6 protein-coding genes are annotated in these 12,698 nt (G+C 66.2%); 1 reads left to right on the top strand and 5 read right to left on the bottom strand.

Translation table 11 applies throughout. The features are described 5' to 3' along the window. Positions 1 to 27: 27 nt before the first annotated feature. From PHP91_RS00240 to PHP91_RS00225, 4 genes are all read right to left on the bottom strand, one after another. On the bottom strand, positions 28 to 1,323 hold the full coding sequence (locus tag PHP91_RS00240; RefSeq protein ID WP_300135385.1) for a PAS domain-containing sensor histidine kinase: 1,296 nt from the start codon (positions 1,321 to 1,323) through the stop codon (positions 28 to 30). Further along, positions 1,307 to 2,479 carry an alcohol dehydrogenase-like regulatory protein ErcA gene (gene ercA / locus PHP91_RS00235; RefSeq protein ID WP_300135383.1) on the bottom strand — a complete coding sequence of 391 codons (1,173 nt, stop codon included), beginning with the start codon at positions 2,477 to 2,479 and terminating at the stop codon, positions 1,307 to 1,309. The genes PHP91_RS00240 and ercA overlap by 17 nt, the downstream gene beginning before the upstream one ends. Positions 2,480 to 2,588: 109 nt before the next feature. Beyond that, entirely contained in the window at positions 2,589 to 6,152 is a 3,564-nt protein-coding gene (locus tag PHP91_RS00230) for a PAS domain S-box protein (protein WP_300135381.1), read from the bottom strand. A 104-nt stretch (positions 6,153 to 6,256) separates the two neighbouring features. Continuing rightward, positions 6,257 to 6,877 carry a hypothetical protein gene (locus PHP91_RS00225; RefSeq protein WP_300135379.1) on the bottom strand — a complete coding sequence of 207 codons (621 nt, stop codon included), beginning with the start codon at positions 6,875 to 6,877 and terminating at the stop codon, positions 6,257 to 6,259. A gap of 167 nt (positions 6,878 to 7,044) precedes the next feature. Here PHP91_RS00225 and hcp point away from each other — a divergent pair, with 167 nt between their 5' ends. Beyond that, positions 7,045 to 8,652, top strand: a complete 1,608-nt coding sequence (hcp, locus tag PHP91_RS00220) for a hydroxylamine reductase (RefSeq protein ID WP_300135377.1) — start codon at positions 7,045 to 7,047, stop codon at positions 8,650 to 8,652. A gap of 782 nt (positions 8,653 to 9,434) precedes the next feature. Here the strand turns inward: hcp and PHP91_RS00215 are convergent. Further along, on the bottom strand, positions 9,435 to 12,677 hold the full coding sequence (locus PHP91_RS00215) for an efflux RND transporter permease subunit (protein ID WP_300135375.1): 3,243 nt from the start codon (positions 12,675 to 12,677) through the stop codon (positions 9,435 to 9,437). Positions 12,678 to 12,698: the final 21 nt, after the last annotated feature.

The following is a 12,698-nucleotide window of genomic DNA, read 5'->3' as shown; positions in this document are numbered from 1 at the left end:
ATCGGAACGGGGGAGCGGCCGGAGCGGTCACTCCCTGAGCGCGGGCAGGGTGAAGACGAACCGGCTGCCCGCCCCCTCCCCGCTTTCGGCCCAGATGTGGCCGCCGTGTCCCTCGATGATGTGGCGGCAGATGGGCAGTCCCAGGCCGGTGCCGCGCGGGCGGTCGGCCAGGCTGCCCTCGCCCTGCACGAACTTGTCGAAAATGGCCCCCAAAAGCGGCTGCGGGATGCCGGTCCCGGTATCGGCCACGCTGATCTTGACGTATCCCCCGGCCCGCTCGGCACGGCAGGTGACGCTGCCCTTGTCCGTAAACTTCGCGGCGTTGGAGAAGAGGTTGACCAGGACCTGGATGAGCCGGTCGCGGTCGCCCCGGACCCGGGGCAGGTCGTCGGCCACTTCGGCCAGGAAGGCCAGGCCCGCCTCCTCGAACATTGCGTCCGAGGCCTCCATGGAGCGTTCGATGAATTCCCCGGGGCGCAGGCGCTCCATGCGGTAGTCGATGCGGTTGGCCTCCAGCTTGGCCAGGTCGAGCACGTCGTTGATCAGGGCGGTAAGGCGTTCGCCCTCGGAGACGATGATGTCGAGGTTGCGACCCGCCCGGATCATCTCGCGCCGCACCTTTTCGTCCCCGCAGCTTTCCACGGCCGGAAAGACCGTTTCCGCAAGCTTCTTGCGGGTGATCTTGGCGAAGCCGAGGACCGAGGTCAGCGGCGTTCGCAGCTCGTGGGAGACGATGGACAGGAATTCGCTCTTGGCCCGGTTGGCCCGGTCCAGCTCGCGGGTCCGCTCCCGGACCCGGATCTCCAGCTCGTCGTGGCTCTTGCGCAGCGCCTCTTCGTTGCGCCGCCGCTCCGAGATGTCGCGGGCCACGATGACGGCGCAGCGGTCCCCCTGCTGCTCCACGAGGCGCAGGGACATCTCCACCGGCACGGCCGGGGCGTCCCCGCAGACCGGATGGTGGAACTCGGTCTCCAGTTGCAGCACCTCGTTCTTGTGGTTGAACAGGTTTGCGGCGTAGCGCGCGATATGCTCCGGCAGGAGCTTTGCGAATTCGATCCCCTTGAGCTCCCCGGCGGCGCAGCCGAGCATGGCCTTCACCGCGCCCGAGGCGTCCAGGACCAGCCCCGAGACGGCGTCCACCACGAAGATGGCGTCCGAGACCTGGTCCAGCAGGCCCCGGAACCGTTCCAGCTCCTCCAGCCGGGCCCGCAGTTCGGGGTAGTAGCTCTTGCTGATGGACCGCTTGCCCAGCCCTATCAGCTTGGCCCGCTCCTCTCCCCGGTCGGCCGGGGCGGGAACGGGCGGGTCAGCACGCCGCTTCATAGATTTCCATCACTTCGGCGGCCGAGGGCTGCCTGGGGTTGGTCAGCATACAGGCGTCGGCCAGGGCCTTCTGCGCCAGCAGGGGCAGGTCGGCCGGAGTCACGCCCAGCTCGGCCAGGTTGTCGCGGATGCCCACGGACCGCTTGAGGCTGCGCAGGGCCTCCAGCACAGCCTCCCCGGCCTCGTCCTCGGGCATGGCGTCCGGGATGTCGGCCCCCAGGGCGATGCCCAGGCGGCGGTACTTGGCCGGTTCGGCCCGATAGTTGAAGGCCGCCACGTGATCCAGGAGAATGGCGTTGCACAGCCCGTGGGGCAGGTCGAGCAGGCCGCCCAGGCTGTGGGCCATGGCGTGCACCGCCCCGAGAATGGCGTTGGAGAAGGCCAGGCCCGCATAGGTGGAGGCGAGCATCATGCCGGAGCGCGCCTCCAGGTCGCCCGGCCGCTCCACGGCCCGGAGCAGGTGGCGGCGGACAAGCCGCACCGCCTCCAGGGCGTGCAGATCGGTTACGGCAGAGCTGGCGTTGGAGACATAGGCCTCCACCGCGTGGGTCAGGGCGTCCAGGCCGGTGTAGGCCGTGAGCCGGTCGTCCATGCTCACGGTCAGCAGGGGGTCGATGAGGGCCACGTCCGGAACCATGGTCTTGGAAACGATGGCGATCTTCACCTTCCGGCCCACGTCGTTGATGATGCAGAACTGGGAGATGTCCGCGGCCGTGCCCGCGGTGGTGGGCACGCAGATCATGGGCGGTCCGGGCCGCTTCACGCGGTCCACCCCCTCGAAATCCAGGACGTGCCGGCCGTTGGTGCAGACGATGCCGATGGCCTTTGCGCAGTCCATGGGGCTGCCGCCGCCCACGGCCACAATTGCGTCGCACCCCTCGCGGCGGAAGACCTCGGCCCCGGCCATGACCTCGGCGTCGCGCGGGTTGGGCGAGACGTCGGTGTAGACCACGGGGGCCACGCCCTCGGCGGCCAGAACGTCGGCCACGGCCCCGGTCACCCCCAGCCCTTCCAGCCTCGGGCCGGAGACGACCAGCGCCCGCTTCACCGAAAGGTTGGCCGCATATTGCCCGGCCAGCTCGGCCGCCCCCGCGCCGAAGACGAACTCCGGGGCGACGAACTTCCTCAATTCGGAGATGTCGTATCCCTCACCCATGGTTTCCCTCCAGGCTTGGCTCCCTCCACAATGCAACCGACCAATGAGATCATCACGTTATCCGAAAACACGCGCGAATTCGATTAGAATTCCACCTTCCGGGCCGCGCTCAACGATTTTTCATCCTTTCCAGCAGCTCTTCGGCCATGGCCTGAAGCCGGGCGAGGGGCCCGGAGTCGCCCGCGCGGCAGCCCTCGGCCAGCCGGGCCGCCGCCCGCGCGGTCTGGTGCGCTCCGATGGAGGCCGAGATGGACCGGACCGCGCCCGCCAGGGTGGCCGCGTGAACCAGCTCGCCCCGGCCCACGGCCTGCCGGAGCTCCTCCAGGGTGGCGGCCAGCTCATCCCCTGCCGTGTGCAGGAACCCCTCGAAGGTGGCCTTGTCCACCCCGAGCCGGGCCATGGCCCGGTCCGGGTCCCAGGCGGCCGGGGCCTCCCGGTCCTCCGGCGTCGCGGCCGAACCCAGGGCCTCCGGCGTCGCGGCCGAATCCGGGGTCTCCGGGGCGTCCGCCCCCTCCGCTCCGGCCCGCGCCTTGCCGGCGGGCGGGGGCACCGATCCCACCAGGCGGGTGATGATGACGGCCAGTTCGTTGAAGTCCACGGGCTTGGACACGTAATCGTCCATGCCCGCGTCCAGGCTCTTGTCGCGAAATTCCTTGAGCGCGTGGGCCGTGACCCCGACGATGGGGATGTCCGGATTGGGAATGGAGCCGCCCGGCACGGACGAGCGGATGGCCTTGGTGGCCGAGATGCCGTCCAGCACGGGCATCTCGATATCCATGAGGATGAGGTCGAAGTGCTCGCGCTTGACCATGTCGAGCACCTCCAGGCCGTTCCTGGCCACCACGCACCGGTAGCCCAGGACCTCCAGCCGCAACGTGGTGACCATGACGTTGACGTCGTTGTCCTCGGCCACCAGCAGCCGCACGGGCCGCCGGGGCGCACGGGGCAGGGACGGGGCCGACCGCACCGGCGCGGGGCAGGTCACGCCCGGCTCGAACCGGATGGTGAAGGCGAAGGTGCTGCCCGCGCCCACCCGGCTCTTGACCCCGATGTCGCCGCCCATGAGCGAGATGAGCTGCTTGCAGATGGCCAGCCCCAGGCCAGTGCCGCCGAATGCCCGCGTTGTCTGGGAAAAGGAGAGGAAGATCGTCTCCAGGAAATCCTCGGGGATGCCGATGCCCGTGTCCTCCACCTCGAAGGAGACGCCCAGGGTGCGCGAGTCGTCCGGGTCGGGCCCCGGCCCGGCCGGGAAAACGCGCACCGCCACCTCGCCCCGGTGGGTGAACTTGATGGCGTTGCCCACCAGGTTGACCAGGACCTGGCGCAGGGAGAGCGGGTCGCCCTTGACGCAGCGGGGCACGCCGTCGGCCACGTCCAGGACCAGGGAGAGCCCCTTCTGCCGCGCCTGGACCGCCAGCCCCTTGATGGTGGACCCCACGTGGTAGGGCAGGTCGAAGTCCACCCGGTCCAGGGTCAGCTTGCGCGCCTCGATCTTGGAGAGGTCCAGGATGTCGTTGATGATGGCCAGCAGGTGCTGGGCCGAGTCCATGACCGTCTTGAGGTAGTCGCGCTGGTCCTCGCTCAGGTCGGTCTGGAGCGTGATGTCGGTCATGCCCACGATGGCGTTCATGGGCGTGCGGATCTCGTGGCTCATTGCGGCCAGGAACTCGGACTTGGCGCGGTTGGCCGCCTCGGCGTCCTCGCGGGCGCGCATCAGCTCCTCGCGGGAGCGGCGCTGCTCGGTGATGTCGTCCCAGGCCCAGATGATGCCCTTGCCCAGGCTGTCGCGGTCCAGGGCCTTGGCGTACATGCGGCACCAGACCACGTTGTCGTTCCGGCCCCGAAAGGCGTGCTCGGTGTTGAACTCCCCGCTCTCCGAAAGGGCCCGACGCGAGACCGAGGCGAACTCCTCCACCTCCTCGGCCGAGTCGAAAAGCACGGACACGTCGTTGCCGATGAGCTCCTCCGGGCTGTAGCCGAAGATTTCCGCGCCGCGCCGGTTGATGGTCACGAAGGTCCGCTTGCGGTGCATGGCGATGCCCATGAGCGAGTTCTCCAGAATCGCCTCGAACTTGGACAGGGACTGGCGAATGCGGTTCTCCGACTCCTTGCGGACCGAGATGTCTCGGACGTTGGACAGAATCGCCTCCCGGCCGTGGTACACGATGCGGTTCAGGTAGACCTCCACATCGAATTCGCTGCCGTCATGCGGGCGGCGGGCCTTCCACTCGTAAAACTGGGCCTCGCCGTTGATGACCGAGCGCCAGACGGACGAGAGCCGGTAGACCGCGTTGCTGCGGCTCGAAATGTCGCGGGCGATGGAGATGTCCCGGATCTCGTCGCGGGTCAGCCCGTACATCTGGAGCATACGCTCGTTGACGTCCAGGATATGGCCCGCGACGTCATGAATGACGATGGCGTCGTGGGAGGCGTCGAAGACCGTGCGCAACGCCTCCACGGTCTCCTTGACCTCGCCCGTGCGCTCCCGGACGCGCTCCTCCAGCAACTGATGGGCGCCGCGAAGCGCCTTTTCCGCCTGCCTGCGCCGCGACGTGCTGACCACCAGGGCCAGGATGACCATCATCTGGACCGAGCCGAAGCCTACCACCACCCAGATCAGGGCGCCGTACTCCGAATAGAAGCTGCGCGGCCGGTTGATGACCCGGCTGCCCTCCGGCAGGCTCCCGGGGTCGATGCCGTGCTTGCGCAGCATCTCGTAGTCGAACATGGGCGCGGACGGGAGCTTGTCGATGACCGGAATGTCCCTGGGCGGCCGGCCCGCAAGGACGTGCAGGGCCAACTGGGCCATGGCCTGCCCCTGCTCGCGGCCGCTGGTGAGCAGCCCCCCCACGATGCCGTGGCCCAGGTCGAAGTCGTACAGCCCGTAGATGGGCAGGCCGGTCCGGGCCGCGATGGCGTCCAGGGCCTCGCCCGTGTTGTAGAACCGCCCGCCGGGATCGCGGTAGTAGAATCCGTAGAGGATGATCGCGTCCCTGGGCAGGCTGTCCACCTCGGCCAGGATTTCCTCCAGGCCGAGGTCGCCCGAATAGCGCACCGCCACCCTGGGGGGGACGCTCTCCAGGTCCTGGCGCATGGCCTGGACCGCCGCGCGGCCCGAGGGCGAATAGTCGTGGACGACGTAGACCGTGCTCACGCCGGCATGTTGCTTGAGCGCCCACCAGAGCGTGCCCCGGACGTCCAGGCTTTCGGCCGCCCCCGTGAATAGCGGGTGGGAGCGCAGGAGCTCGTCCGAATAGTGGTTCACCCCGCAGAAGACCACCGGCACGCCGGGGAACAGCAGGCCGTGATAGCGGCGCAGAAATGCGAAGGCGTTGTCGTCCGTGGCCATGACCAGGCTCAGGCGCGTGTCCCGATACTTGTGCAGGTACACGTCGCGCAGTTGCTGGACGTAGTGCTCGTTGAACGCCACACGCTTGGTGTCCATGTTCTCAACGTGCAGGACGATTCCGGTCTCTCCCGGCCGGAGCACGTCGGTCACGCCACGGAAGATGGACTCGGTCCAGGCCAAATTCTGGTGGTAGGAATTGAGGAGAAGAATCTCCTTGTGTTCCGGCGCGTTGCCGCGCGCCTCCCCACCAATGCAGGTCCCGGTCGCCAGCAGCAGGAGGGCGGCCAGGGTGCTGAGGGCAAGGACTGTTCGGCGACGATCCATGGCGGCGACCCGGCGTTGAAGGGAGAGAAGATTTCTTGCTCTACCAAAAAGACGGCAACAAATAAAGAGGGTTGCATCCGCCGGCCCGCCGGAGGCGAGACGCCCTACGTCCCGGCCGGAATCAGGCCGTCGAATCCCGCGGCCAGCCGCGCCTTGTACAGGGCGTCGTCCCCGGCATGGTTGGCCTTGGCGTGCTTCTCGTAGTCCACCTCGATCAACAGGGCGTTGGGATTGAAGGCGAGCTGCCCCGTGGCGTAGGCGATGGCCGAAAGCTCGGTATCGCCGTACTGCGAGTGGTATCCCGGATAGAAAAGCATGTTGCGATAGAGCCGGGCCAGCCAGGCGCGCCGCGCCAGGCCGAAGGCCGCCAGGGTGCCGAAGAAACGGCCCTCGTTGAAGGCCAGCAGTCCCTTGCCCGTCCGCTCCAGCAGCCCGACCCCCTCCCGGAGCCAGTACATGCCCGGATAGGCGTCCTGGGCCAGGTAGCCGAAGAGCGGCGACCGGGTGCGCAGGTAGACGAGGTTGGCCACGCGGATGAAGCCCATGCGCTCGTCGTCGTCCACCAGGACGAGCAGCCCGTCCTGCTCGGCGCGTCGGCACAGGATCGCCTCGGCCCGCTCGGCCATGGCCTGGTCGATGTAGGGCAGGACCATGACCACGGTCTCGTGGCTCAACGGCGCAAAGGCGTCAAAGGCCGAGGATTTGATGAAAACGGATTCGAGCATGGATTCTCCCGGGCAAAAAATGCCTTACCCTCCCCCTAGCAGGAATCCTGCCAGCCATTTTTTCGGTTTTGCACTGTTTTTTGACTCAAATCATACAAACGCCCGCCGCCCTCCGCTATGTTGGGGCCTCACAACGCAATCCACCCACCAACCCAAGGAGGCAACCCATGTTTTGTTACCAATGCGAACAGACCGCCAACGGCGGCTGCACCAAAGTCGGCGTCTGCGGCAAGAAGGACTCCACCGCCAGCCTGCAGGACCTGCTCCTCTACCTGGCCAAGGGGTTGGCCCAGGTGGCCGTGGCCGCCCGCGCCCAGGGCGTCGACGACCCGGCCGTGAACCGCTTTGTCGCGGCCGCCGTCTTCTCCACCCTGACCAACGTGAATTTCGACGACGCGCGCTTCGTCGCACTCATCGACGAATGCGTGCGCCTGCGCGACGGACTGCGCGCCAAGGTCTCGGGCGTGCTCTTCGACGGCCCGGCCGTGCTCCTCCCGGCCGTCGGCCTCGACGCCCTCGTGGCCCAGGGCAAAACCTACGGCATCGAAAACGACCCCGAGCTGAACGCGGACATCAAGTCCCTCAAGCAGACCCTGACCTACGGCCTCAAGGGCGTGTGCGCATATGCCGACCACGCCGCCATCCTCGGCAAGGAGGACCCCGAGCTCCACCACAAGATCCAGGTCCTTCTGGCCGCCACCCTGTCGCGCGACCTGACCCTGGAGCAGGCCATCGAAGCCGGGCTGGAATGCGGCCGCGTCAACATCCGGGCCATGGAGCTGCTGGACGACGCCAACACCTCGGCCTACGGCCACCCGGTCCCGACCCCGGTCAAGCTCGGCCCCACCGCGGGCAAGGCCATCCTGATCTCCGGCCACGACCTCAAGGACCTGGAGACCCTGCTCAGGCAGACCGAGGGCAAGGGCGTCAACGTCTACACCCACGGCGAAATGCTCCCCTGCCACGGCTATCCGGGCCTCAAGAAGTACCCCCACCTCGCGGGCCACTACGGCACGGCCTGGCAAAACCAGCAAAAGGAATTCGCCGAGTTCCCCGGCGCCATCCTGATGACCACCAACTGCATCCAGAAGCCCAAGGGATACATGGAGAACATCTTCACCACCGGCCTGGTCGGCTGGCCCGGCGCGGTGCACGTGGGCAACGAGGACTTCACCCCGGTCATCGAGCGCGCCCTGGCCATGGACGGGTTCGCGGCCGACGCGGACAAGGGCTCGGTCATGGTCGGTTTCGCGCGCAACGCGGTCATGTCCGTGGCGGGCACGGTCATCGACGCGGTCAAGGCGGGCAAGATCCGCCACTTCTTCCTGGTGGGCGGCTGCGACGGCGCCAAGCCCGGCCGCAACTACTACACCGAGTTCGTGGAAAAGACCCCGGCCGACACCATCGTCCTGACCCTGGCCTGCGGCAAGTTCCGCTTCTTCGACAAGCAGCTCGGCGACATCGGCGGCATCCCCCGCCTGCTGGACGTGGGCCAGTGCAACGACGCCTACTCCGCCGTGCAGATCGCCCTGGCCCTGGCCAAGGCCTTCGACTGCGACGTCAACGACCTGCCGCTCTCCCTGGTCCTGTCCTGGTACGAGCAGAAGGCCGTGGCCATTTTGCTGTCCCTCCTCGCCCTTGGCATCCGGAACATCAAGCTCGGGCCCAGCCTGCCCGCGTTCCTTACGCCCAACGTGCTGAACTATCTGGTGAACACCTACAACATTGCGCCGATTGCGACGCCGGACGAAGACCTCAAGTCCATCCTCGGCTAAGCGGACGCGCACGAATCGAAAGCCAGGCCCCTGCCGATGTGTCGGCAGGGGCTTTTCGTTTGTCGATTCGGCGTGGCGGCGGGCGAAAAGAGAGGGGAGGCCCGATCATCCGCAACGGAAGGAGCTGAAGGAAAACGCCCGGGGCCGTAGTTTGTCTGAGTTGATGAGCCAAGCCCAGCCCTGTGTTCCGACGGTTAGCAGCCGACCATGCGGGCAAGGCGGCTCCATGGGGCCACCCGGCCGGTTGGGCGTAATGCAAGGCGCTTTCGCGGAGGGATGGCAGTAACTTACCGGGAGAAATGGAGCCGCCCCGCTTGGATCGGAGGCTTGGCGGCGCAACACGTCGGCGGGCAAGCTGCCCCCAGGCACCCAACGAGAGAGCTCTGAACGAACAGACGAACGGCTTGTTGCGGCAGTTCTATCCAAAACGAAAATCTTCAAACTTCGCCGATCCAAGCAAATTGAAGTGGGCGGTTGATCTTATAAACCATCGACCAAGGAAAAAATTTGGCTACAGGACACCCTTGGGAATTATTGAGGAGCGCGGACTTGCCGAGGCGTTCAGTTTGATTTGACAATCCACACAGCAAAAAAAGAACCGCCGCCCGCGCAGGGCATTAAAAAAACGTGGAGGGGGAAGCCAACGCTTCCCCCGGCTCTCGTCACACTTCCAAGCCGCCGCCTGCCTTCCCCTCCCTCAAACTCCCCCACCCCACACAAAAACTGTCAACAATTCTCGTTCTCTCTTCACTTCTCCAGAAAATTTCTATAAAAACTCCAGACTACCGGCCCTCTCCCTCATCCGCCTCCGCGACAACCTCGGCCTCCCCGCGAGCGCCACCGGTTTCCCCGCCCTCGCGCTCGCGCCGCTTCCGCTCCCTCTTCTCGCTCCATCGCATCAACAAATCCCATTCAACGGGCATGATGAACAACGTCAGCGTCGTCGCCACGCACAACCCGGTGACGAAGGTGGTGGCCATGGTCCCCCAGACCAGCGAATACGACGGGATGCCTACGGCCATGGGCAGCAGGCCCAGCGTCGTGGTCAGGGTGGTCAGCAGGATGGGCCGCAGCCGGATGCGCACGCCCTCCCGCACGGCCTCGGCCCGGGAGTACCCGGCCGCATAGAGCCGATTGATGAAGTCGAGCAGGACCAGCGAGTCGTTGACCACCACGCCGGTGACGCCGACCGTGGCGATGAAGCTGTTCACGGTGAACAGCGAGCGCGTCAGCATGGTCCCGAAGACCACGCCGGTCAGGGCGAAGGCCACGGCCGAGAGGATAATTACCGGCTGGACGTACGACTGGAACTGGCAGGCCAGAATCGTGTATATCAGCAGGATGGCGATGAGAAAGGCGTAGGTCAGCGAGGTGAACGATCGACCTGTGGACTCGTATTCTCCGGCGAAGTTGAGGGTCGCGCCGGGATATTCGGCCTTTATGGTGCCGTAATAGGCGCGGATGTCGTGGACCACGCTCGGGGCGTTGACCGGCGCGCCGGGGCGGATGTTGGCCGTGATGGTCACGGCCCGCTGCCGCTGGAACCGGTTGAGCTGCCCCGGCTCGCGATAGGTGCCGACCGTGACCAGGTCGCCCACGCGCACCGGCCCCTGGTCGTCCTCCAGGATAGGGATGCTTAGGGCGTCCTCCGGGTTCTTGAGGAACCGCTTGTCGATCTTGAGCCGCAGGTCGATGTCCTCGTCCGAGGCCCGGAATTTGCCCACGAACCGGCCGTCCAGCAGGCCGCCCGCCAGGGCCACCACCTGGGACGGTGTAAGCCCGTACTCCGAGATGCGCGCGCTGTCCGAACTGAACCGGAAGACGCGGTTGTCCGTGCCCGTGTCGGTCTTGAAGTCGGTCAGGTACGGGGCGATGGCCTTGTTGTGCCGGAGCCAGCCGTCCACGTCGTCCTTGAGGGCGCGCACGGCCTGCTGGTCCGGGCCGAGAACCCGGATGTTCAGGTCCTTTCCCGATGGCGGTCCGCCCTTTTCCGCCCAGACGTGCATGGTCCAGCCGCCCTTTTCATGGGGCTCCAGCTTTCGCCGCACGATGTCGAGCAGGAGCTGCGGGTCGTTGTCCGGATTCTCGGCGAAATGCTGCGCGTCCCTGGCGGGCATCTCCACGATGACGATGGCCCTGTTGGACCCGAACACGTTCTCGTAATCCTCGGTGATGTCCATGCCCGCCAGGGCGGACGCGGCCTGGACCGCGCCCGGCCCCAGCCCGTGCAGGAAGGCGGCCACGGACTTGGCCTTGTCCGATGTGGCGTAGACGTCCGTGCCCACCGGCCCCTCCATGGACACGTAGAACAGGCTGTACTCGTCCGGGAAGAATTTGATGCGCAACAGCGGCATGGCCCCGGTCACGGACACGACGAGGGTGACGATGGCCAGGATGAACGCCCCGAACACCACCACCAGGGACTTCCGGCGATGGCGCATGGTCAGCCCGAGGACGCGGTCCACCCCGCCCCGCAACGCGACCAGGAACCGGGGGTCGGCGGCGCGGCGGCTGTGCGTGCGCGACTCGCTCCGAAGCCGCCTGGCCCCCGGCCAGTCCAGAAAATGCGGCGGCAAAATGAGCAGGCACTCGGCCATGGACGCCAGAAGCGCGAAGCTCACGGCCTTGGGCACGAGGGCGAAAAACTCGCCCGTGGACCCGGTCATGATGAGCATGGGCAGGAACGCCGCCACCGTGGTGGAGGTGGCCGCCAGCACCGGGATGCAGACCTCGCTCGCGCCCTCCACCACCGCCTCCTTGAGCGGCCGCCCCTCCTGGACGTGGCGGTAGATGTTCTCCACCACCACGATGGCGTCGTCCACGATGATGCCGCTGACGAGCACAAAGGAAAACAGTGTGATTTCATTGATGGAGTTGTTGGTGAGCCACATGATTATCATGGTCACCAAAAACGAGAACGGGATGCCCACCGTGGTCAGCATGGCGTTGCGGAAACCCATCACCAGCCAGATGCAGCCGCAGACCAGGACGATGCCCAGCAGCAGGTTGGACCCCAGGGTGTCGATGTTCTCGTTGATGTAGACCCGCTGGTCCTGGGTCATGACCGGGGTCACGCCCTCCCTGTCCAGGATGGGCCGGAAATCCGCCACCACACGCTCCACCGCCGCCCCGATGTCCAGGGCGTTGCCCCCCGGGGTCTTGATGATCTTCACCGACACCGAGTCCTTGCCGTTCACCGACGAGATCACGAAGGGATCGCGATAGGCCATGCCCGCCTCGCTGATCACGTCGCCCACCGTCACGAACGAGCCGTCGCCGTCGCGCCGTACCACCGTGGCCGCGATCTTGTCCCGCGACCGGAACTTCTCGTCCGCCACGATGACGTACTCGCCGGAATCGCTGACGAAATCGCCAGCCGGGACCGAAAAGTTCGCCCCGCTCAGCGCCTTGGCCACCTCGTCGAAGGTCACGCCGAGCCGCATCATCTTGCCCGGATCGAGCGAGACGTGGAACTCGCGCGTGAACTCGCCGTTGATCTGCACCTCCTTGACCCCCGGAATGCGCTGCAACGGGATGCGCATCTCCTCAGCCATCAGCGTCAACGCCCGGTTGGCCCTGTCCCCGGTCAGGTTCACCGAAATCACCGGCAGCCACTCGCTCACCCGGATCACCGTGAACGTCGGCGGGTCCATTTCCTCGGGCAGATCGTTCTGGATCGACAACACCTTGAATCGCAATTCGTCATACAAAGCGTCGTAGTCGGTATCGTCCAGAAACTTGACCATGACCGAGGCGCGCTGCCGAAACGACCGCGAACGGATGTACTCCACGTTCTCCAGGTCCTCCAGCGCGTCCTCGATCTTGCGCGTGACCAGCGTCTCCACCTCGGCCGGACTCGCGCCGGGCAAAAAACCGCTGATCACCACCTGGCCCATGCGCACGTCTGGATACCGCTCCACCGGCAGGTTGAAGACGCAAAACACCCCGACCACCATCAACACCACAAACACAAGGTTCACCAAAACCTTCTGCCTGAGCGTATAATGCACTATCTCGCGTATCATGGATGAAGATGCCTCCGGCGG

This window comes from Pseudodesulfovibrio sp. (assembly GCF_028692895.1).
In the GTDB taxonomy this organism is placed as follows: Bacteria; Desulfobacterota; Desulfovibrionia; order Desulfovibrionales; family Desulfovibrionaceae; genus Pseudodesulfovibrio.
This window is presented reverse-complemented; position numbering and strand designations above follow the sequence as displayed.

Coding starts and splice junctions, on each gene's coding strand:
- PHP91_RS00240 (WP_300135385.1), bottom strand. CDS start 1,323: ATGAAGCGGCGTGCTGACCCGCCCGTTCCCGCCCCGGCCGACCGGGGA.
- ercA (WP_300135383.1), bottom strand. CDS start 2,479: ATGGGTGAGGGATACGACATCTCCGAATTGAGGAAGTTCGTCGCCCCG.
- PHP91_RS00230 (WP_300135381.1), bottom strand. CDS start 6,152: ATGGATCGTCGCCGAACAGTCCTTGCCCTCAGCACCCTGGCCGCCCTC.
- PHP91_RS00225 (WP_300135379.1), bottom strand. CDS start 6,877: ATGCTCGAATCCGTTTTCATCAAATCCTCGGCCTTTGACGCCTTTGCG.
- hcp (WP_300135377.1), top strand. CDS start 7,045: ATGTTTTGTTACCAATGCGAACAGACCGCCAACGGCGGCTGCACCAAA.
- PHP91_RS00215 (WP_300135375.1), bottom strand. CDS start 12,677: ATGATACGCGAGATAGTGCATTATACGCTCAGGCAGAAGGTTTTGGTG.